This window comes from Streptomyces sp. NPDC048002 (assembly GCF_040653275.1).
GTDB lineage: Bacteria > Actinomycetota > Actinomycetes > Streptomycetales > Streptomycetaceae > Streptomyces.
Genome location: NZ_JBEZNL010000001.1, coordinates 292182 through 312843, shown reverse-complemented (window position 1 = coordinate 312843; position 20662 = coordinate 292182). Strand labels below are relative to the sequence as shown.

General features: G+C 70.1%; 16 protein-coding genes. 8 read left to right on the top strand and 8 right to left on the bottom strand.

Features of this window, described 5'->3' with window-relative positions:
• Positions 1-62: 62 nt before the first annotated feature.
• Together AB0E07_RS01390 and AB0E07_RS01385 are read right to left on the bottom strand one after the other, a co-directional pair.
• Positions 63-686 (bottom strand): DUF305 domain-containing protein, encoded by a 624-nt coding sequence (locus tag AB0E07_RS01390; protein ID WP_362245129.1) that lies wholly within the window; start codon positions 684-686, stop codon positions 63-65.
• Entirely contained in the window at positions 686-1345 is a 660-nt protein-coding gene (locus AB0E07_RS01385; RefSeq protein WP_362245127.1) for a DUF3105 domain-containing protein, read from the bottom strand. The genes AB0E07_RS01390 and AB0E07_RS01385 overlap by 1 nt, the downstream gene beginning before the upstream one ends.
• Before the next feature lie 163 nt (positions 1346-1508).
• Between AB0E07_RS01385 and AB0E07_RS01380 the strand changes: the two genes are divergently transcribed.
• Positions 1509-1952, top strand: a complete 444-nt coding sequence (locus AB0E07_RS01380) for an Rrf2 family transcriptional regulator (RefSeq protein ID WP_362245125.1) — start codon at positions 1509-1511, stop codon at positions 1950-1952.
• 424 nt (positions 1953-2376) lie between these two features.
• Here the strand turns inward: AB0E07_RS01380 and AB0E07_RS01375 are convergent, their stop codons facing one another.
• Positions 2377-3579, bottom strand: a complete 1203-nt coding sequence (locus tag AB0E07_RS01375; protein WP_362245123.1) for a globin domain-containing protein — start codon at positions 3577-3579, stop codon at positions 2377-2379.
• Between the two features lie 332 nt (positions 3580-3911).
• Here AB0E07_RS01375 and glnA point away from each other — a divergent pair, with 332 nt between their 5' ends.
• Entirely contained in the window at positions 3912-5273 is a 1362-nt protein-coding gene (glnA, locus tag AB0E07_RS01370; protein ID WP_362245121.1) for a type I glutamate--ammonia ligase, read from the top strand.
• A gap of 71 nt (positions 5274-5344) precedes the next feature.
• On the opposite strand, the gene AB0E07_RS01365 is transcribed toward glnA, so the two are convergent.
• Both AB0E07_RS01365 and AB0E07_RS01360 read right to left on the bottom strand, forming a co-directional pair.
• Positions 5345-5785: a VOC family protein gene (locus AB0E07_RS01365; protein ID WP_362245119.1), complete on the bottom strand. Its 441-nt coding sequence runs from the start codon at positions 5783-5785 to the stop codon at positions 5345-5347.
• Between the two features lie 2 nt (positions 5786-5787).
• Positions 5788-6309 carry a pyridoxamine 5'-phosphate oxidase family protein gene (locus AB0E07_RS01360; protein ID WP_362245117.1) on the bottom strand — a complete coding sequence of 174 codons (522 nt, stop codon included), beginning with the start codon at positions 6307-6309 and terminating at the stop codon, positions 5788-5790.
• Positions 6310-6409: 100 nt separating this feature from the next.
• Here AB0E07_RS01360 and AB0E07_RS01355 point away from each other — a divergent pair, with 100 nt between their 5' ends.
• On the top strand, positions 6410-9406 hold the full coding sequence (locus AB0E07_RS01355) for a bifunctional [glutamine synthetase] adenylyltransferase/[glutamine synthetase]-adenylyl-L-tyrosine phosphorylase (RefSeq protein WP_362245115.1): 2997 nt from the start codon (positions 6410-6412) through the stop codon (positions 9404-9406).
• Between the two features lie 18 nt (positions 9407-9424).
• Here AB0E07_RS01355 and AB0E07_RS01350 read toward each other — a convergent pair whose 3' ends face one another.
• Together AB0E07_RS01350 and AB0E07_RS01345 are read right to left on the bottom strand one after the other, a co-directional pair.
• On the bottom strand, positions 9425-10303 hold the full coding sequence (locus tag AB0E07_RS01350; RefSeq protein WP_362245113.1) for a phosphatase PAP2 family protein: 879 nt from the start codon (positions 10301-10303) through the stop codon (positions 9425-9427).
• A gap of 132 nt (positions 10304-10435) precedes the next feature.
• Positions 10436-11470 carry a LacI family DNA-binding transcriptional regulator gene (locus AB0E07_RS01345; RefSeq protein ID WP_362245111.1) on the bottom strand — a complete coding sequence of 345 codons (1035 nt, stop codon included), beginning with the start codon at positions 11468-11470 and terminating at the stop codon, positions 10436-10438.
• 381 nt (positions 11471-11851) lie between these two features.
• Here AB0E07_RS01345 and AB0E07_RS01340 point away from each other — a divergent pair, with 381 nt between their 5' ends.
• The 4 genes from AB0E07_RS01340 (at position 11852) to AB0E07_RS01325 (ending at position 16942) form a co-directional block, all read left to right on the top strand.
• A complete protein-coding gene (locus AB0E07_RS01340) occupies positions 11852-13120 on the top strand; it encodes an extracellular solute-binding protein (protein WP_362245109.1) in 1269 nt (422 codons plus the stop codon).
• Between the two features lie 102 nt (positions 13121-13222).
• Entirely contained in the window at positions 13223-14227 is a 1005-nt protein-coding gene (locus AB0E07_RS01335; RefSeq protein ID WP_362245107.1) for a sugar ABC transporter permease, read from the top strand.
• A gap of 13 nt (positions 14228-14240) precedes the next feature.
• Complete coding sequence (locus AB0E07_RS01330) at positions 14241-15158, top strand: ABC transporter permease subunit (RefSeq protein WP_362245105.1); 918 nt, start codon at positions 14241-14243, stop codon at positions 15156-15158.
• Between the two features lie 86 nt (positions 15159-15244).
• Positions 15245-16942, top strand: coding sequence for a glycoside hydrolase family 13 protein (locus AB0E07_RS01325; RefSeq protein ID WP_362245103.1), 1698 nt, complete (start codon positions 15245-15247; stop codon positions 16940-16942).
• 61 nt (positions 16943-17003) lie between these two features.
• Here the strand turns inward: AB0E07_RS01325 and AB0E07_RS01320 are convergent, their stop codons facing one another.
• Positions 17004-19073: a carbohydrate-binding module family 20 domain-containing protein gene (locus AB0E07_RS01320; protein ID WP_362245101.1), complete on the bottom strand. Its 2070-nt coding sequence runs from the start codon at positions 19071-19073 to the stop codon at positions 17004-17006.
• 198 nt (positions 19074-19271) lie between these two features.
• Between AB0E07_RS01320 and AB0E07_RS01315 the strand changes: the two genes are divergently transcribed.
• Positions 19272-20648 carry an alpha-amylase family protein gene (locus tag AB0E07_RS01315; protein WP_362245099.1) on the top strand — a complete coding sequence of 459 codons (1377 nt, stop codon included), beginning with the start codon at positions 19272-19274 and terminating at the stop codon, positions 20646-20648.
• Positions 20649-20662: the final 14 nt, after the last annotated feature.

Sequence of the window (20662 nt, the reverse complement as noted above, 5' to 3'; positions counted from 1 at the left end):
CAGAGCGACGCGATGGGGGGTCGGGGGAGTGTGGGCCGGGCCACGCGGAGCCGCGCGAGGCGCTATCGCCGGGCCTCGGCGCCCCGCGCCCTGAGCATGTCCGCCATCAACAGGATCTCCGACTCCTGGCCGTTGACCATGGTCTGCGAGAGCCGCTTCTCGACCTTCACCTCGCACCGCTTCACACACGCCTCGGCCATGTGGATGCCGCCCTTGTGGTGGTCGGTCATCAGCTGGAGGAAGAACACCTCGGCCTGCTTGCCGCTGAGCGTGCCCAGCTTCTTCATCTCGGTGTTCGTCGCCATGCCCGGCATCAGCGCGCCGTCCTCCCCGGAGGCCATGGAACCCATGTCCATCCAGGTCATCGGCGCGTCCGAGGACACCTTCGGCAGCTCCCACAGATCGAGCCAGCCGATCAGCATCCCGCGCTGGTTCGCCTGCGTCTGCGCGATGTCGTACGCCAGCCGCCGCACCTCGACGTCGTCGGTGCGGTCCCGCACGATGTACGACATCTCGACTGCCTGCTGGTGGTGCACCGCCATGTCCCGGGCGAACCCGGCGTCCGCGGAGTCCGCGGCGGGGGCCGCGTCGGACCCCCCGTCCCCGGCGACGGCGTAGGTGACCGCGCCCGCGGCGACGAGCACGGCCGCCGCGGTGCCCGCGATCCACCCGACGTGCTGCCTCACTACGCCTTACCGCCCGTGCACGCGGCGCCCGGCTCGGGCGTCTGCTCGCCCTGGACGTACTTCTCGAAGAACTTGTCGAGGTTCGGGTCGGTCGCGCTCGTCACCGTGCGCTGCGCGCCCCAGGCCGACAGCATGATCGGCGCCTTCTGGTCCTCGTACGGGCTCATCAGCGTGTACGGGGTCTTCTTGACCTTCTCCGTCAGCGCCTTGACGTCGGCCTCGGACGCCTTGCTGCTGTACGTCACCCAGACCGCGCCGTGCTCCAGGGAGTGCACCGCGTTCTCGTTGGCCACGGCCTCGGTGTAGACGTCGCCGTTGCAGTTCTGCCAGACCGGGTTGTGGTCACCGCCGACCGGGGGCTCGACCGGGTAGTCGACCTTCTTGCTGACGTGGGTCTGGGACAGCTTGCCGCCCTTCCACGTGCTGATCCCGTCCGCCCCGGCCACCAGGGAGCCGGTCGTCTTGGCGTCGACCGCGTCGCTGTCGTCGGACTGCGACTGCACCAGGATCACACCGCCGACCACCAGGGCGGCGACCACGGTCACGCTCGCGCCGATGGTGAGGATCCGGTTGCGGCGCTCGCGGGCCTGCTCGGCGCGCCGCATCTCGGCTATGCGGGCCTGGCGTGCCGCGTTGGTGCTCTTCTTGGCGGATCCCATGGCGGAAGTCCTTCTGCGGAAAGGGACGGTCGGGTCCGCTGATCGTAATGGTGAGGGAGTGACCTCTCGTAGGGAGGCCACAGGAAAGGGCCGGATCGCTACGGAACCGACAGGTCCCGGAGATTAATTTGAGCCCCAGATGCACATTATCTACCCTTCCCTCATGCGGCTGCTGCGCTCCACCGACCTCGCCCTGCGCGTCCTGATGCGACTCGCGGTCGTCGACGGCACGACCCCGACGACCCGTGAGGTCGCCGCGGACATGGACGTGCCGTACACCCACGCGGCGAAGGTCGTCGCCGAGCTCCAGCACCAGGGTCTGGTCGACGCGCGCCGCGGCCGGGGCGGTGGTCTCTCGCTCACCGAGAAGGGGCGGACGGCGTCCGTGGGCGCGGTGGTGCGGTCCTTCGAGGGCGACGGCGACGTCGTCGACTGCGAGGGCGGTACCACGCCGTGCCCCCTCCACACCGCCTGCCGCCTGCGCGGCGCCCTCCGCAGGGCCCAGGAGTCCTTCTTCGCCACCCTGGACCCCCTGACCGTCGCCGACATGATCACCCCACCCACAGGCCCCCTCCTCCTCCAGATCACCAGCCCCCCAACCCCCTGACACCGCTGGCAGGGCGACGCCCAGGGTCACGATGCAACTAGGGCCGCCGCCATCTCCCTCAGGGGCGCGGGGAACTGCGCGATCGGCCCCCACGGCGCCGCACCCGAACCACGCCAGCGCGGCCCCGGCCCACGATGCAATCCGGGGCCGCCACCGTCTCCCTCAGGGGCGCGGGGAACTGCGCGATCGGCCCCCACTGCGCCGCACCCGAACCACGCCAGCGCGGCCCCGGCCCACGATGCAATCCGGGGCCGCCACCGTCTCCCTCGGGGGCGCGGGGAACTGCGCGATCGGCCCCCACGGCGCCGCACCCGAACTACGCCAGCGCGGCCCCGGCCCACGATGCAACCCGGGGCCGCCACCATCTCCCTCAGGGGCGCGGGGAACTGCGCGACCAGCCCCCACGGCGCCGCACCCCGACGAACTACCCCTCCTGGCCGAGCCACAGGTCGGGCCCGAACACCTCGTAGTGGATGTCGGAGGCGGCCACCCCCGCCTCCAGCAACCGCCCCCGAACCCCCCGCATGAACCCCAGCGGCCCACACAGATACGCCCGCGTCCCCGGCGCCACCACAACCCCCGCAAGATCGACCCGCCCCACCCCGTGCTCCCCGTGCTCCCCGTCCGCCGCCCCCTCCTCGTACCAGAACCGCACCACCGAGTCCGCCAGCTTCCCCGCGTACATCTCCTGCTCCGCCCGCAGCGCGTGCGTCGCCGGCGACCGGTCGCCATGCACCACGGTGACCGACCCTCCGTGTCCGTCCGCCGCGAGCTGCGCCAGCATCGCGACCATCGGCGTCACCCCGATCCCGGCGGAGGCGAGCAGCAGCGGCCGGTCCGCGACCTCACCCAGCACCAGGTCGCCGTAAGGCGCGGACAGCTCCAGCACGTCCCCCTCACGCACGCGCGCGTGCAACGCGGCGGAGACCTCCCCGTCAGGAGAGGCGCCGTCGCCCGCGACCCGCTTCACACTGATCTGCCGCAGCGCGGACCCCGGCGCCCCCGACAGGCTGTACTGCCGTATCTGCCGCGCCCCGTCCGGGAGCTGAACCCGGACCGACACGTACTGCCCCGCCCGCGCGTCCGCCACGGGCCCTCCGTCGCAGGGGCGCAGCCGGAGCGTGACGACCTCGCGCGTCTCCGGAACCCGCTCCACGACCTCCCACCGCCGCCAGCCCGGCTCCCGCGACTCCTCGTACAGCCGCTTCTCCAGAGCGACGAGCGCGTTCGCCATCAGCCAGTAGACCTCGTCCCACGCGGCGGCGACCTCCGGCGTGACGGCCTCGCCGAGCACGTCGGCGATGGCCGCGAACAGGTGCTCGTGGACGAGCGCGTACTGCTCCGGGGCCACCCCGAGCGAGGCGTGCTTGTGGGCGATGCGGGCGAGCATCGCGTCGGGCCGACGGTCCGGATGCTCCAGCAGGTACGTGGCGAAGGCGGCGACGGAACCGGCCAACGCCCGCCGCTGGGTGCCGGCCGCCTGGTTGCCGCGGTTGAACAGGTCACGGAGCAGATCGGGGCGGGCGGCGAACAGCCCGGCGTAGAAGCGCTCGGTGATCTCGTTCAGGTGGGCGCCCACGGCGGGGAGGGTGGCGCGGACGGTGGCGGCGGACTGTTCGGACAGCATCGGGGCTCCTCGGGCTCTCGGCCGATCTGATCGGCCCTGATCGGCGCTGACCGGCACGCTATTAAAACTTGCATCTGAGATGCAAATTAAACGAAGGTGCTTCCGACCGCAGCCGACACCGGCCGGGCATTACGGATGACGGCGCGAGCAGGCAAGATGGGCGGCAGAGCCGTACACCCGCGGCGCGCCGTGCGTTCAGGCCGGGGTCGTCCCGCCGATCAAGGTCGGCAACGCGCGCGAAACGGTGTTGTGGTGTGATGCTCAGGTGCCCGACCGGCTTCCCGTGACAACCGGGACAGACGGCCTGACCAGCAAGGATGGGGAAGCGGAAGATGGACAAGCAGCAGGAGTTCGTGCTCCGTACGTTGGAGGAGCGCGACATCCGGTTCGTACGCCTGTGGTTCACGGACGTGCTGGGCTTCCTGAAGTCCGTCGCCGTGGCCCCGGCCGAGCTGGAGCAGGCCTTCGACGAGGGCATCGGCTTCGACGGCTCGGCGATCGAGGGCTTCGCCCGTGTATACGAGTCCGACATGATCGCCAAGCCGGACCCGTCCACGTTCCAGGTGCTGCCCTGGCGCGCGGAGACCCCCGGCACGGCCCGGATGTTCTGCGACATCCTGATGCCGGACGGCTCCCCGTCCTTCGCGGACCCGCGCTACGTCCTGAAGCGGGCCCTGGCCCGCACCTCGGACCTGGGCTTCACCTTCTACACCCACCCCGAGATCGAGTTCTTCCTGCTGAAGGACCGCCCCCTCGACGGCTCCCGCCCCACCCCGGCCGACAACTCCGGCTACTTCGACCACACCCCGACCAACGTCGGCATGGACTTCCGCCGCCAGGCGATCACCATGCTGGAGTCGATGGGCATCTCGGTGGAGTTCTCCCACCACGAGGGCGCCCCGGGCCAGCAGGAGATCGACCTCCGCTACGCCGACGCGCTGTCCACCGCGGACAACATCATGACCTTCCGCCTGGTCATGAAGCAGGTGGCGCTGGAGCAGGGCGTGCAGGCCACGTTCATGCCGAAGCCGTTCTCGGAGCACCCGGGCAGCGGCATGCACACCCACCTCTCCCTCTTCGAGGGCGACCGCAACGCGTTCTACGAGTCGGGCTCGGAGTACCAGCTCTCCAAGGTCGGCCGCTCCTTCATCGCGGGCCTGCTGCGGCACGCCGCGGAGATCTCCGCGGTCACCAACCAGTGGGTCAACTCCTACAAGCGCATCTGGGGCGGCACCGAGCGCACGGCCGGCGCGGGCGGCGAGGCGCCGTCGTACATCTGCTGGGGCCACAACAACCGCTCGGCCCTGGTCCGCGTCCCGATGTACAAGCCCGGCAAGACCGGCTCGGCCCGCGTCGAGGTCCGCTCCCTGGACTCCGGCGCCAACCCCTACCTGGCCTACGCCCTCCTGCTCGCCGCGGGCCTGAAGGGCATCGAGGAGGGCTACGAGCTGCCCCCGGGCGCCGAGGACGACGTCTGGGCCCTCTCCGACGCCGAGCGCCGCGCCCTGGGCATCGAGCCCCTCCCGCAGAACCTCGGCGAGGCCCTCACCCTCATGGAACGCAGCGACCTGGTCGCCGAGACCCTCGGCGAGCACGTCTTCGACTTCTTCCTGCGCAACAAGCGCTCGGAATGGGAGGAGTACCGCTCCGAGGTCACCGCCTTCGAGCTCCGCAAGAACCTGCCGGTGCTGTAGGCGGCGGCGTACAGCGGTGTGGCCCCGCCTCCCCGGTGTGGGGGAGCGGGGCCACAGCCATGAGGTCGGGGTCAGCCCGCCTGGTCCGTCAGGAACTTGTGCAGGGGCTCCTCGGCCCGGCGCCGGTACTCCTGGATCGACCAGCCGTTGCCGTCGGGGTCCTTGAAGTACATGAACGTCGCGCCGTCGTCCGGCGTGTACTGCACCGGATCCGACACGTCGAGACCCCGCCCCACCAGCTCCGCGTGCGCGGCCTTGATGTCGGCCACGCACAGCTGGAGGCCCTGGTAGGAGCCGGGCTCAGGGGTGGTCTCGCCCTTGGTGAGGTCCCAGATGCTATTGCCGAGGGCGATCGAGCAGCCCGAGCCGGGAGGCGTCAGCTGGACGATCCGCATGCCCGGCATGACCTCCTGGTCGATGTCGACATGGAAGCCCACCTTGTCCCGGTAGAAGTCCCTGGCTCGGTCGATGTCGCTCACGGGCAGCGGGATCACTTCAAGGGTGAAGTCCATCGCTAGTCCTCCCTGGAGAATCGCCAACGGGTCTGGCTGAACGGCTCCCCCTTACCGAAGCCGAAAACCGTGCGCGGCGCCACCGAGAACACGAAGGCGTGCCCCGCGCCGTGGTGGAAGCAGCCGTCACGGACCTCGAAGTGCCAGAAACTGCCGTACTTCGCCTCCCAGGCCGCCGCCAGCCCGGCCAGCCGCTCCTCGTCCGTCACCCGCACCGCGGTGCCCTCCACCACGAGGTCGTAGCCGCGGGCCCAGGTGTTCGTGCCCGTGGTCAGCACGACCTCGGGGTTGGCCGCCAGGTTGCGGGCCTTGCGTTCCTCGGGGCCGGTGCAGAAGTGCAGGGCGCCCGCCGACCAGACCGCCGGCAGCGGGGTCACGTGCGGCCGCCCGTCCGGCCGTACCGTCGAGATCCAGAACAGTTCCGCCGCGGCCAGCAGTTCCCGCGCCTTCGGCCAGGGGCGCGCCGAGGCGCTGTCGTCGCTGTAGCGGGCGTCCAACAAGGTCTGCGGTGAGTTGTCGGTCATACAGGGCAGACCCGTCGGCGGCCCGGAACTCATCGGGGCTTCCCACCGGCTGTGCGGTTACGCTCGATCCGGTACGACCTTGATCGGACAGGAGGCCGGGATGACGGCGCCGGGGCGCAGGAGCAGTACCTTCACACGGCTGCTGCGGCACGGTTTCACCGACCCGAGCGCCGCCGAGCGGCTCCTGGAGGCCCCGGAACTGGCCCCCGTACGCCAGGACCCCGTGCTGCTGGAGGCGCTCGGCGCCACCGCCGACCCCGATCTCGCGCTGCACGGTCTGGTCCGGCTGCTGGAGGCGCAGCCCGGCCCCACCGACCACCGTGAGCTGCTGGACACGGTGATAGCCGCCAAGCCCCTGCGGGACCGGCTCCTCGGCGTGCTCGGCGCCTCCGCCGCCCTCGCCGAGCACCTCGCCCGGCACTCCGGGGACTGGCGTGCCCTGGTCACCTACGAACCCCGGGACCTGCACCCCGGCGTCGCCGAGTTCGAGCGGGGCCTCGCGGAGGCCACCGACCCCGTCTCGCTGCGCGTCGCCTACCGGCGCTGCCTGCTCTCCATCGCCGCCCGCGACGTGTGCGGCACCACCGACCTCGCCGAGTCCGCCGCCGAGCTGGCTGACCTCGCCACCGCGACCCTGCGCGCCGCCCTCGCCCTGGCTAAGGCCGCCGCCCCCGAGGACGCCGCCGTCTGCCGGCTCGCGGTGATCGCCATGGGCAAGTGCGGCGGCCACGAACTCAACTACGTCTCGGACGTCGACGTCATCTTCGTCGGTGAGGCGACGGAGGGCGCCGACGAGACCAAGGCCGTCAGGGCGGCCACCCGGCTCGCCTCGCACATGATGCGGATCTGCTCGGAGACGACCGTCGAGGGCTCCATCTGGCCCGTGGACGCCAATCTGCGCCCCGAGGGCCGCAACGGCCCGCTGGTGCGCACCCTCAGCAGCCACCTCGCCTACTACCAGCGCTGGGCGAAGACCTGGGAGTTCCAGGCGCTGCTCAAGGCCCGCCCGGTGGCCGGCGACCTCGACCTCGGCGAGGAGTACGTCGCCGCGCTCCAGCCCCTGGTCTGGAAGGCCGCCGAGCGGGAGAACTTCGTCACCGACGTGCAGAAGATGCGGCGCCGGGTGGTGGAGAACATCCCCGTCGCCGAGCTGGACCGCCAGCTCAAGCTCGGCCCCGGCGGCCTCAGGGACGTCGAGTTCGCCGTGCAGCTGCTGCAACTGGTGCACGGGCGCGCGGACGCCTCGCTGCGCAGCGGCACCACCCTGGACGCCCTCAAGGCCCTCGCCGCCGGCGGCTACGTGGCCCGCGCCGACTTCGCCCAGCTCGACGCCGCCTACCGCTTCCTGCGCTCCATGGAGCACCGCATCCAGCTCTACCGGCTGCGCCGCACCCACCTCGTCCCCGAGGACGACGCCGACCTGCGCCGCATCGGCCGCTCGCTGGGCCTGCGCAGCGACCCGGTGGCCGACCTGAACCGTGAGTGGCGGCGGCACGCCACCGTCGTACGGAGGCTGCACGAGAAGCTGTTCTACCGGCCGCTGCTCGACGCCGTCGCCCAGCTCGCCCCCGGCGAGGCGCGGCTGAGCAGCGAGGCGGCCCGGGAGCGGCTGATCGCGCTCGGCTACGCCGACCCGGCCGCCGCCCTGCGCCACCTGGAGGCGCTGGCCTCCGGCGTCACCCGCAAGGCCGCCATCCAGCGCACCCTGCTGCCCGTGCTGCTCGGCTGGTTCGCCGACTCCGCCGACCCGGACGCCGGTCTGCTGAACTTCCGCAAGGTCTCCGACGCCCTCGGCAAGACCCCCTGGTACCTGCGGCTGCTGCGCGACGAGGGCGCGGCGGCGGAGAACCTGGCGCGGGTGCTGTCCGCCGGGCGCCTCGCCCCCGACCTGCTGATGCGCGCTCCCGAGGCGGTGGCGCTGCTCGGCGACGGCGACGGCGGGGGTCTGGAACCGCGCCCGCACGCGCACCTGGAGCAGGAGATCCTCGCCGCGGTCGGCCGCGCCGACAACGGCGCCCAGGCGGTCACCGCGGCCCGCGGGGTGCGCCGCCGCGAGCTGTTCCGCACGGCCGCCGCCGACATCGTCGGCTCCTACGGCACCGAGGCCCAGCCCGCCGCCGCCGATCAGGGCGCGCTGGTGGACCTGGTCGGCGGGGCCGTCTCGGACCTGACCGCGGCGACCCTGGCGGGCACCCTGCGCGCGGTGGTCCGCGAGGGCTGGGGCGACACCCTGCCCACCCGGTTCACCATCATCGGCATGGGCCGCTTCGGCGGGCACGAGCTGGGCTACGGCTCCGACGCGGACGTCCTCTTCGTCCACGAACCCCGTGAGGGCGTCGACGAGCAGGAGGCGTCCCGCGCCGCGGGCCGCGTCGTCTCCGAGATGCGCCGGCTGCTCCAGATCCCCAGCGCCGACCCACCCCTGCTGATCGACGCCGACCTGCGCCCGGAGGGCAAGACGGGCCCGCTGGTGCGCACCCTGAAGTCGTACGAGGCGTACTACCGGCGCTGGTCGTTGGTGTGGGAGTCGCAGGCGCTGCTGCGGGCCGAACCGGTCGCCGGGGACGAGGACCTCGGCCGCCGCTTCGTCGAGCTGATCGACCCCCTGCGCTATCCGGCCGACGGGCTCACCGACGAGGCGGCGCGGGAGATCCGCCGGCTGAAGGCCCGGATGGAGACCGAACGGCTGCCGCGGGGCGCCGATCCCAAGCTGCACACCAAGCTCGGCCCCGGCGGCCTGTCCGACGTCGAGTGGACGGTGCAGCTGCTTCAGCTGCGGCACGGCGCGGACCTGCCCGGTCTGCGCACCACGCGCACCCGGGCGGCGCTGGCCGCGGCGGCGGAGGCGGGGCTGATCCCGGCGGAGGAGGCGGCCACGCTGGACGAGGCGTGGGTGCTGGCCACCCGCGTCCGCAACGCCGTGATGCTGGTCCGGGGCCGGGCCGGGGACACCTTCCCCTCGGACCCCCGCGAGCTGGCAGCCGTGGGCCGCTACCTCGGGTACGGGCCGGGCCGCGTCGGCGACATGCTCGACGACTACCGCCGCACCGGCCGCCGGGCCCGCAGCGTGGTGGACGAGCTGTTCTACGGGAGCTAGCGCTTCACCCTGTGCGAGCTACCGCTTCGCCGGGCGGCGGAGGAGGCGGGGGCGGGCGCGTGGGGACTCCGCCGCCGGGACCGTCCGCGGCAGGCGGTGGGGGAGCGCGCCGTACCAGAGCCGGGCCACTGTGTAGCCGAAGGCGAGGCAGAGCATGCCGCCGACCGCGTCGAGCCAGAAGTGGTTGGCGGTGGCGACGATGACCACCAGCGTGGCCACCGGGTAGAGCAGGCCCAGGACGCGCACCCACGGCAGCGAGGCCAGCGCGAAGATCGTCAGGCCGCACCACAGGGACCAGCCGATGTGCATCGACGGCATGGCGGCGTACTGGTTCGACATGTTCTTCAGGTCGCCCGAGGCCATCGAACCCCAGGTCTGGTGGACCAGGACCGTGTCGATGAAGGAGCCGCCGGTCATCAGCCGGGGCGGGGCGAGCGGATACAGGTAGTAACCGAGCAGGGCCACACCGGTGGTGGCGAAGAGGACCGTGCGGGTCGCCGCGTAGCGGCCGGGATGGCTGCGGTAGAGCCAGACCAGTACCCCGAGGGTCACCACGAAGTGCAGCGTGGCGTAGTAGTAGTTCATCCCGACGATGAGCCAAGTCACCGAGTTCACGGCCCGGTTGAAGGACTCCTCGACGGCGAGCCCGACGGCGTGCTCGGCGTTCCAGATCCAGTCCGCGTTGCGCAGCGCCTCGGCCTTCTGCTCCGGGACGGCGTTGCGGATCAGTGAGTACGTCCAGTAACTCACCGCGATCAACAGGATCTCGAACCAGAGGCGGGGCCGGCGCGGAACCCGCAGCCGACGCAGCGGACCCGGCCGTTCGGAGGCCGTGACGGCATACGGAGCGGCCGCCTGATCGCGGTCTTCCAGCTCGGTCACGGTCGTGTCACCCATAGGCACAGATCCTGCCAGACTCGCCTTCCCCCACCGATCATCCCCTGGTCGGGTTCCGGCCGCACGTCCTACGACGGGCGGATGCCCGTCGTCTCCTACGGGCGCACGGTACCGGGCCGGACTCGATCGGCCCTAGGGACGGTTTCGGTCCCCGGGCGCAGAAGCGGTCGAACCGCGTACCACCAGTTCCGGCATGAACACGAACTCGCTGTGCGGCGCGGGGGTCCCGCCGATCTCCTCCAGCAACGTGCGCACCGCGGCCTGGCCCATCGCCGGGACCGGCTTGCGGACCGTCGTCAGGGGCGGGTCGGTGAACGCGATCAGCGGGGAGTCGTCGAAGCCCACCACCGAGATGTCGGTGGGAACCTCCAGGCCCCGCTGCCGGGCGGCCCGTATGGCGCCCAGGGCCATCATGTCGCTGGCGCAGACCACCGCGGTGCAGTCGCGGTCGATCAGCGCGGTGGCGGCCGCCTGGCCGCCCTCCAGGGTGTACAGCGAGTGCTGGACCAGCTCGGTCTCTATGACCTCGGCGGGCAGGCCCAGCTGGTCCTGCATGGTACGGACGAAACCGTCGATCTTCCGCTGGACCGGGACGAACCGTTTCGGTCCGAGCGCCAGGCCGATCCGGGTGTGGCCGAGCGAGACCAGGTGCGTCACGGCCAGGGTCATCGCCGCCCGGTCGTCGGGGGAGATGAACGGGGCCTGCACCTTGGGGGAGAAGCCGTCGACGAGGACGAAGGGAACGCCCTGGGCCCGCAGTCGCTCGTAGCGCTGCATGTCGGCGGTGGTGTCCGCGTGCAGTCCGGAGACGTAGATGATGCCCGCGACCCCGCGGTCGACGAGCATCTCGGTCAGCTCGTCCTCGGTGGAGCCGCCCGGTGTCTGGGTGGCCAGCACCGGTGTGTAGCCCTGCCTGGTCAGCGCCTGCCCGATGACCTGGGCGAGGGCGGGGAATATCGGGTTCTCCAGTTCGGGGGTGATCAGCCCCACGAGGCCCTCGCTGCGCTGCCGCAGACGGACCGGGCGTTCGTAGCCCAGGACGTCGAGGGCAGCCAGCACGGACTGGCGGGTGGTGGCGGCGACGCCCGGCTTCCCGTTGAGGACGCGGCTGACGGTCGCTTCGCTCACCCCCGCCTGCGCAGCGATATCGGCAAGCCGTGTGGTCACGGCACTGGACTGTACCGGTCGTATCTCGCCTTGCACACCAATCGGGCGTCGGGTGCGGACGGTTGACCGGCGCGACGCGCCTTGCTGTGACATGGCGTCCCCTCGTGAAACTGACGGCAAGAGCTTGCAGAGTCTTGCACAACACCCCCCGCCCCCGCTCGACCCCGGAGAACAACGGTCTCACCGCAGTCGCCGGGAGGTCACGCGCGGGTAACTTCGGTGATGCCTTGCACTTTTTTGCTGCAAGGTCTTTCGCGCCGCTTACATCGCTGTTACGTTCACGTCGCCCGGCGGCCGCAACGGCGCAGTCGGCAAGACGGCAGGGCAGGCAGACGGGGCCTTCCCTGTTCCACACGGGCTTTTCACCCTCAAGGAGAACTCATGCGGCGTGGCATAGCGGCCACCGCGCTGGTGGCGTCCATCGCCCTCGCGGCGACGGCCTGCGGCGGGGACAGCGACAGCGGCGACAAGGCCGACGGTCCGGTCACCATCACCTGGTGGGACACCTCCAACGCCACCAATGAGGCGCCGACGTACCAGGCCTTGGTCAAGGAGTTCGAGGCCGCCAACAAGAACATCAAGGTCAAGTACGTCAACGTCCCCTTCGACCAGGCGCAGAACAAGTTCGACACCGCCGCCGGTTCCAAGGGCGCCCCGGACATCCTGCGTTCCGAGGTCGGCTGGACCCCCGCCTTCGCCAAGAAGGGCTTCTTCCTGCCGCTGGACGGCACCGAGGCCCTCGCGGACGAGGCCAAGTTCCAGTCCTCGCTGATCGAGCAGGCCAAGTACGAGGGCAAGACCTACGGCGTTCCGTTCACCACGGACACCCTCGCCTTCGTCTACAACAAGGAACTGTTCGAGAAGGCCGGCGTCGAGGCGCCCGAGACCTGGGACGACCTGAAGAAGGCCGCCGCCACGATCAAGAGCAAGACCGGGGTCGACGGCTACTGGGGCTCCACCCAGGCCTACTACGCCCAGTCCTTCCTCTACGGCGAGGGTACCGACACCGTCGACGCCGACGGCAAGAAGATCACCGTGAACTCCGCCGAGGCCAAGAAGGCGTACGGCACCTGGCTCGACCTGTTCGACGGCAAGGGCCTGCACAAGGCCGACACCACCGCCGACGCCTACGCCCACATCCAGGAGGCGTTCGTCAACGGCAAGGTCGCCTCGATCATCCAGGGCCCGTGGGAGATCACGAACTTCTACAAGGGTTCGGCCTTCGCGGACAAGGCGAACCTCGGCATCGCCAAGGTCCCGGCCGGCTCCGCCGGTCAGGGCGCCCCGACCGGTGGCCACAACCTCTCGGTCTACGCCGGCTCCGACGCCGCCCACCAGGAGGCCTCGCTGAAGTTCGTGAACTTCATGACCTCCGCCAAGGCCCAGGAGACCATCGCGCTGAAGAACTCCACGCTGCCCACGCGTGAGGACGCCTACAGCGTCAAGGTCGTCGCCGACCCCGGCATCGCCGGCTACCAGGAGGTCCTGGCCGTCGCCCAGCCGCGCCCGGCGCTGCCCGAGTACAGCTCCCTGTGGGGCCCGGTCGACACCGAGCTGCTCGCCGTCGCCGGTGGCAAGAAGGACCTGGACGAGGGTCTGAGCAGCGCTGAGACCGCCATCGCCAAGCTGGTGCCGGACTTCAGCAAGTGATGCCCGTGGCCGCCGGGTCCCGCCTGTAGGGGGGAGGGACCCGGCGGCCGCCGGCCTGTGCCCGGGCCCAACCCGCCGATCTTCCAGAAGGTGTCGAGAACCATGACAGTCGCCATCGACCGCGCCACCGGCAAGCGCCACGGTGACCGCGCTCCGCGGCCCGGGCTGGGCCAGCGCCTGAAGCACGCCTACCAGAAGCACTGGTACGCCTACGCGATGATCACGCCGGTGATCGTCGTCCTCGGCGTCCTCGTGCTCTACCCCCTGGCCTACGGCTTCTACCTGACGCTCACGGACGCCAACAGCCTCAACACGGGCCGCACCATCGGCGTCAACGAGATCGAGGCCACCTACAAGTTCATCGGCCTCGACAACTACGCCGACATCCTGTGGGGCGAGACCTCCTACGACCGGTTCTGGTCCCACTTCATCTGGACGATCGTGTGGACGGCGGCCTGTGTCGCCCTGCACTACACCCTCGGTCTCGGCCTCGCGCTGCTGCTCAACCAGAAGCTGCGCGGCCGCACCCTGTACCGGCTCATCCTGATCCTGCCCTGGGCCGTGCCGACCTTCGTGACCGTCTTCGGCTGGCGCTTCATGCTCGCCGACGGCGGCATCATCAACTCCGGCCTGGAGTTCCTGCACCTGCCGACCCCGCTGTGGCTGGAGGACACCTTCTGGCAGCGGTTCGCGGCGATCATGGTGAACACCTGGTGCGGTGTGCCGTTCATGATGCTGTCCCTGCTCGGCGGACTCCAGTCCATCGACAGCACACTGTACGAGGCCTCCGAGATGGACGGCGCGAGCAAGTGGCAGCAGTTCCGCTACGTCACCCTGCCCGGCCTGCGCTCGGTCAGCTCCACCGTGATCCTGCTCGGCATCATCTGGACCTTCAACCAGTTCGCCATCATCTTCCTGCTGTTCGGCGACACCGCCCCCGACGCGCAGATCCTCGTCACCTGGGCCTACTACCTCGGCTTCGGTCAGCAGCCGCGCGACTTCGCGCAGTCCGCCGCCTACGGCATGCTGCTGCTCGCCATCCTGATCGTCTTCACCTCCTTCTACCGCCGTTGGCTGAACCGCAATGACGAGCAGCTCGCGATCTGAGGCAGGAGTTCCCATGAGCACCACGACCGTTGAGACCTCCGCCGAGGACCGGAAGGAGACCCCCGTGGCCCCCGCCACCACCCCGGGCAAGGCGCGCCGCCGCGGAGAGAAGAGCCTCGCCGGCTCGCTGCTCTCCCACGGCATCCTGACCGTGGCGAGCCTCGCCGCCCTCTTCCCCATCGCCTGGCTGGTGTTCCTGTCCCTCGGCCCGGACAAGGACGACTACCTGCACCCCGGCGGCATCTGGGGGAAGATGACGCTCGACAACTACTCGTACGTCCTGACGGAGACCAAGTTCTTCGACTGGCTGACGAGCACGATGATCGTCTCGCTCGGCACCACGATCATCGGCGTGATGATCGCCGCGACCACGGGCTACGCCGTCTCGCGGATGCGCTTCCCCGGCTACAAGAAGTTCATGTGGGTCCTTCTGGTCACCCAGATGTTCCCGATCGCCGTGCTGATCGTGCCGATGTACCAGATCCTCTCCGACCTCCAGCTGGTCGACAGCTTCCTCGGCCTGATCCTGGTCTACTGCTCGACCGCCGTGCCCTACTGCGCCTGGCTGCTCAAGGGCTACTTCGACACCATCCCCTTCGAGATCGACGAGGCCGGACGCGTCGACGGACTGAGCCCCTTCGGCACCTTCGTCCGGCTGATCCTGCCGCTCGCCAAGCCCGGTCTCGCGGTCGCCGGCTTCTACAGCTTCATCACCGCGTTCGGTGAGGTCGCCTTCGCCTCGACGTTCATGCTCTCCGACACGAAGTACACCTTCGCCGTCGCCCTGCAGACCTTCGTCAGCGAGCACGACGCCCAGCGCCAGCTGATGGCCGCCACCGCGGTACTCATCGCGATACCGGTCTCCGCCTTCTTCTACCTGGTCCAGAAGAACCTGGTGACCGGCCTCACGGCCGGCGGCACGAAGGGCTGACGCCCGAAGACCCGAGGCGGCCGCGGTCGTCCATCCGACCCCGCTGACACCGCGGCCGCCTCGCCGAACGCCGTACCGACGAGTCCATGACCTCGACTCCCTTACGCAGCAAGGACACCATGAGCCAGCACTCCGCCGACCCGGCAACGAACTCCGCCGTAGCCACCGTCGCCCACCGCCGCGACTGGTGGCGGGACGCGGTGATCTACCAGGTCTACCCGCGCAGCTTCGCCGACAGCAACGGCGACGGCATGGGCGACCTGGAAGGCGTACGCTCCCGACTTCCCTACCTGCGCGACCTCGGCGTGGACGCCGTGTGGCTGAGCCCCTTCTACGCCTCCCCGCAGGCGGACGCGGGCTACGACGTCGCCGACTACCGTGCCGTCGACCCGATGTTCGGCAACCTCCTCGACGCCGACGCGCTCATCCGCGACGCCCGTGAGCTGAGCCTCAGGATCATCGTCGACCTGGTCCCCAACCACTCCTCCGACCAGCACGAGTGGTTCAAGCGCGCGCTGCGCGAGGGCCCCGGCTCCCCGCTGCGCGACCGCTACCACTTCCGCCCCGGCAAGGGCGAGAACGGCGAACTCCCGCCCAACGACTGGGAGTCCATCTTCGGCGGCCCGGCGTGGACCCGCGTCGAGGACGGCGAGTGGTACCTGCACCTCTTCGCGCCCGAGCAGCCCGACTTCAACTGGGACCACCCGGCGGTCGGCGACGAGTTCCGCTCGATCCTGCGCTTCTGGCTGGACATGGGTGTCGACGGCTTCCGTATCGACGTCGCCCACGGCCTGGTCAAGGCCGACGGACTGCCCGACCTCGGCGACCACGATCAGCTCAAGCTGCTGGGCAACGATGTCATGCCGTTCTTCGACCAGGACGGGGTGCACGCGATCTACCGCCAGTGGCGGACGATCCTCGACGAGTACGCAGGCGAGCGCATCTTCGTGGCCGAGGCGTGGACGCCGACGGTCGAGCGCACCGCGAACTACGTCCGCCCCGACGAGCTGCACCAGGCGTTCAACTTCCAGTACCTGGGCACCGCCTGGGACGCCGAGGAGCTGCGCACCGTCATCGACCGCACGCTGGAGGCGATGCGCCCGGTGGGCGCCCCCGCGACCTGGGTGCTGTCGAACCACGACGTGACCCGGCACGCCACCCGCTTCGCCAACCCGCCCGGCCTCGGCACCCAGATCCGCACCGCGGGCGACCGCGAGCTGGGTCTGCGCCGGGCGCGCGCCGCCACCCTGCTGATGCTGGCCCTGCCCGGCTCGGCCTACGTCTACCAGGGCGAGGAGCTGGGCCTGCCGGACGTCGTCGACCTGACCGACGACGTCCGGCAGGACCCGGCGTTCTTCCGCGGCGCCGGCCAGGACGGCTTCCGTGACGGCTGCCGGGTGCCGATCCCGTGGACCCGCGAGGGCTCCTCCTACGGCTTCGGCAGCGGCGGCAGCTGGCTGCCCCAGCCGGCCGAGTGGGCCGAGCTGAGCGTCGAGGCGCAGACGGGCGTGGCCGGTTCCACGCTGGAGCTGTACCGCGCCGCGCTCGCCGCCCGCCGCTCCGAGCCCGACCTCGGCGCCGGTGACGCGGTCGAGTGGCTGAAGGCCCCCGAGGGCGTCCTGGCCTTCCGCCGCGGCGAGTTCGTGTGCGTGGCGAACACCACGGGCGAGTCGGTCACCGTTCCCGCGCACGGCCGGCTGCTCCTCGCCAGCGGCGAGGTGGCCGAGACGGACGGCGAGGCGAAGCTGCCCGCCGACACGACCGCCTGGTGGACCACCGCCTGACGACGCCACGACGGAGCGCCGCCACCCCGTTCCGGGGTGGCGGCGCTCCGCCTCTACCGCACTACTTCCAGGTGTCGCTCGCGGTGTACCCCGCCGAACTCCCGGTGCTGTAGGACCGGTTGGTGCCCGATTCCCAGGTCACGTTCCCGGAGCCGTCCTTCTTGATGTACTTGTACTCGAAGGCCGTGCTCTTCGGCACGATCACCAGCTTGCTCCAGGTCGGGTACGAGGCCGAGGAGAGCGGGATCGCGTCGGCCGGGTTCCAGGAGCCGAGGGAGGCGACGGAGCCGACCACGTAGACGTTGGTGCCGAGCGTCGTCGTGGCGTTGACGTTGAAGGTGACGTCGGTGGCGTTCGCGCTCGCCACGTTCCAGGAGTTGTTCAGGGTCAGCGCCGAAGTCGTCGCCGAGGCGGACCGGTTGGCGTTGGACTCCCAGGTGACGTTCCCGGAGGCGTCCTTCTTGATGTACTTGAACTCGAAGGCCGTGTTGACCGGCACGCTCGCCGCGCCCGACCAGACGGGGTATCCGGCCGAGGAGAGCTTGACCGCGTTCGCGGTGTTCCAGCCGCCGAGGGCCGCGATGGAGCCCACGACGTACACGTCCTGGCCGGAGGTGGTGGGCGCGTACTCGTTGAAGGTGGCCGTCACGGTGGTGCCGCCGTCGTCCGGCTCCTCGCAGGCCGTGTCGCACGGGGTGAACTCGCCGTCGTAGAAGGCGATCGCGCCCTTCGCCGGCACGGTGAGCGTCGCACTGCCGCCCGAGACCGTCACCGTCGTGGCGCCGTTGTCGACGACGTTGGCGTAGGTGCCGTCGGCCATGCCCGTGGCGAAGGTGTACGTCGCCGCGGAGGAGCCGTTGTTCAGGGCGACGTAGCCGGCCGTGCCCCGGCCGAAGCCGATCACGTTCGACGACTTGCTCGACCAGTTCGTCACCGACTCCGAGCCCACCGCGTTGTGCCACTTCACCATGCCGGTGATCGCGGTGTCCCGCTGGAGGCAGTACCAGCCGCCCGAGCAGTCGGTGTCCGTGACGAAGCCGCCCGAGTTCGGCGGGGCCTGGTCGGAGGAGGAGAACTCGAAGCCCGAGTAGACGGTCGGCGTCGACCACTTGTAGGCCAGCTGGAAGATGTTGGCCAGCCGGTAGGTGTCGCCGTCCTTGTAGCTCAGGTGCAGGCCGTTGCGCTCGGTGTCGTGGTTGGTCACGAAGGAGACCGAGTTGGCGGGGGTCAGCGCGCCGGAGGAGGGCAGCGACTCCAGGTCGCTGATGTTGCCCTGGAACGAGGACTTGACCTTGCTCGCGTAGGAGAAGTCCAGGACGTCGCCGGTGGAGTAGTAGTCGGAGGCGGCCGGGGTGGAGCCCGGGTAGACCTCCTGGAAGATGTACGGCTCGGCGCCCGCCGTCGTGTTGTCCAGCTTGGCCCAGATGGCGTTGAGGTCGGCCACCGGCATGTGCTTGGCCGCGTCGATCCGGAAGCCGTCCACGCCGAGCGTGAGCTGCTCGTTGAGGTAGGCGGCGATGCCGGAGCGGACGTCGTCGTCCTCGGTCTCCAGGTCCGGCAGGCCGAGCAGTTCGCAGTTCTGGATCTCGGTGAGGTTGGACCAGTCGTCGATGATCAGGTCGGAGTCGTTGCACTCCGCCGAGGTGTGGAAGTCGTCCGGGTCCCAGTCGGGGGTGTCGTACTTGTTGCTGATCGTGGTGCCGTTGTAGCCGGTGCCGGTCTGGGCGGCGGTGTGGTTGATCACCGCGTCCGTGTAGACCTTCACGCCCGCGTCGTGGCAGGCGTCCACCATCGAGGCGAACTCGGCGGCCGTCCCGAAACGGCCGCTCAGCTCGTAGGAGTAGGGCTGGTAGACGTCCCACCAGTAGTAGTTGGTCTGCTTGAGCGACTCGGAGGGCGGGGCCACCCACACCGCGCCGTAGCCGTTCGGACCGAGGACGTCCTGGCACTCGGAGGCGACGGAGTCCCAGTTGTAGGACCACAGGTTGGCGATGACGTCGCCGGAGGCGGTGGCGTCGGCGTGGGCGGGGGAGGCGGGCAGCGCGACGGCGCCGGCCAGCGCGAGGGCACCCGCGGCGACCAGGCTCGCGGCACGCCGGCGGAGCGGATCCGGGGGTCGGTTGTGCGTCATGTGCGGCTCCGGATGGGGGAGTTGGATTCAATGCCTTTCAACCAGTGGTGAGAGTGAGGGAGTTGAGAAGGGCACGTCAAGAGCTTGCTTGAAAACTCTTGCTATGAGTTTCAAAGACCTTGCTGTAACGGTTTCGTTAGCGGTACGTTCCGCGGACGCCGGGCAACGGAGCCCGGCCTCCCCCACGAGGAGTCATCCGTGATATCGAGATGGTCCGTCGCCGCGACCGCGCTCGCCGCGACCGCGGCCGGCGTCCTGGTCCCCGGAACCGCCCACGCCGCCCCGCCCGGCACCAAGGACGTCACCGCCGTGATGTTCGAGTGGAACTTCGCCTCGGTCGCCAAGGAATGCACCAACACGCTCGGCCCGGCCGGCTACGGCTACGTCCAGGTCTCGCCGCCCGCCGAGCACATCCAGGGCGCGCAGTGGTGGACGTCGTACCAGCCGGTGAGCTACAAGATCGCCGGCCGGCTCGGCGACCGCACGGCCTTCCAGAACATGGTCACCACCTGCCACGCGGCCGGGGTGAAGGTCGTCGTCGACACCGTCATCAACCACATGTCCGCGGGCAGCGGCACCGGCACCGGCGGCTCGTCGTACTCCAAGTACGCCTATCCGGGCCTGTACTCCTCCTACGACTTCGACGACTGCACCAGCCAGATCAGCAACTACCAGGACCGCTGGAACGTCCAGCACTGCGAACTGGTCGGCCTCGCCGACCTGGACACGGGCGAGAGCTACGTCCGCTCGGCCATCGCCGGGTACATGAACGACCTGCTCTCCCTCGGCGTCGACGGCTTCCGGATCGACGCCGCGAAGCACATGGACACGGCCGACCTCGCCAACATCAAGTCCCGGCTGAGCAACCCGTCCGCGTACTGGAAGCAGGAGGTCATCTTCGGCAGCGGCGAGGCCGTCCAGCCCACCGAGTACACCGGCAACGGCGACGTCCAGGAGTTCCGCTACGCCTACGACCTCAAGCGCGTCTTCAACAACGAGAACCTCGCCTACCTGAAGAACTACGGCGAGGGCTGGGGCTACATGAGCAGCGGTGTCTCCGGTGTCTTCGTCGACAACCACGACACCGAGCGCAACGGCTCCACGCTCAGCTACAAGGACGGCGCCAACTACACCCTGGCCAACGTCTTCATGCTGGCCTGGCCCTACGGCGCGCCCGACATCAACTCCGGCTACGAGTTCTCCGACACGGACGCCGGGCCGCCCAACGGGGGCTCGGTGACCGCCTGCTGGCAGAACGGCTGGAAGTGTCAGCACAACTGGCCGGAGATCAAGTCGATGGTCGCCTTCCGCAACGCCACCCGCGGCCAGGCGGTCACCAACTGGTGGGACAACGGCGCCGACGCCATCGCCTTCGGCCGCGGCAGCAAGGGCTACGTCGCCATCAACCACGAGTCGGGCAGCCTGAGCCGCACCTACCAGACCTCGCTGGCCGCGGGCACGTACTGCAACGTCCAGAACAACACCACGGTGACCGTGAACTCCAGCGGGCAGTTCACCGCCACCCTCGGCGCCAACACCGCTCTGGCCCTCTACGCGGGCAAGAGCAGCTGCTGAACCGGCGCCCGGCC

Excerpts from the sequence above, each read along its gene's own strand:
- AB0E07_RS01380 (WP_362245125.1), top strand. The coding sequence starts at position 1,509 with ATGCGGCTGCTGCGCTCCACCGACCTCGCCCTGCGCGTCCTGATGCGA.
- AB0E07_RS01355 (WP_362245115.1), top strand. The coding sequence starts at position 6,410 with ATGACGGCGCCGGGGCGCAGGAGCAGTACCTTCACACGGCTGCTGCGG.
- AB0E07_RS01335 (WP_362245107.1), top strand. The coding sequence starts at position 13,223 with ATGACAGTCGCCATCGACCGCGCCACCGGCAAGCGCCACGGTGACCGC.
- glnA (WP_362245121.1), top strand. The coding sequence starts at position 3,912 with ATGGACAAGCAGCAGGAGTTCGTGCTCCGTACGTTGGAGGAGCGCGAC.
- AB0E07_RS01350 (WP_362245113.1), bottom strand. The coding sequence starts at position 10,303 with ATGGGTGACACGACCGTGACCGAGCTGGAAGACCGCGATCAGGCGGCC.
- AB0E07_RS01375 (WP_362245123.1), bottom strand. The coding sequence starts at position 3,579 with ATGCTGTCCGAACAGTCCGCCGCCACCGTCCGCGCCACCCTCCCCGCC.
- AB0E07_RS01340 (WP_362245109.1), top strand. The coding sequence starts at position 11,852 with ATGCGGCGTGGCATAGCGGCCACCGCGCTGGTGGCGTCCATCGCCCTC.
- AB0E07_RS01325 (WP_362245103.1), top strand. The coding sequence starts at position 15,245 with ATGACCTCGACTCCCTTACGCAGCAAGGACACCATGAGCCAGCACTCC.
- AB0E07_RS01365 (WP_362245119.1), bottom strand. The coding sequence starts at position 5,785 with ATGGACTTCACCCTTGAAGTGATCCCGCTGCCCGTGAGCGACATCGAC.
- AB0E07_RS01360 (WP_362245117.1), bottom strand. The coding sequence starts at position 6,309 with ATGACCGACAACTCACCGCAGACCTTGTTGGACGCCCGCTACAGCGAC.
- AB0E07_RS01385 (WP_362245127.1), bottom strand. The coding sequence starts at position 1,345 with ATGGGATCCGCCAAGAAGAGCACCAACGCGGCACGCCAGGCCCGCATA.
- AB0E07_RS01330 (WP_362245105.1), top strand. The coding sequence starts at position 14,241 with ATGAGCACCACGACCGTTGAGACCTCCGCCGAGGACCGGAAGGAGACC.
- AB0E07_RS01320 (WP_362245101.1), bottom strand. The coding sequence starts at position 19,073 with ATGACGCACAACCGACCCCCGGATCCGCTCCGCCGGCGTGCCGCGAGC.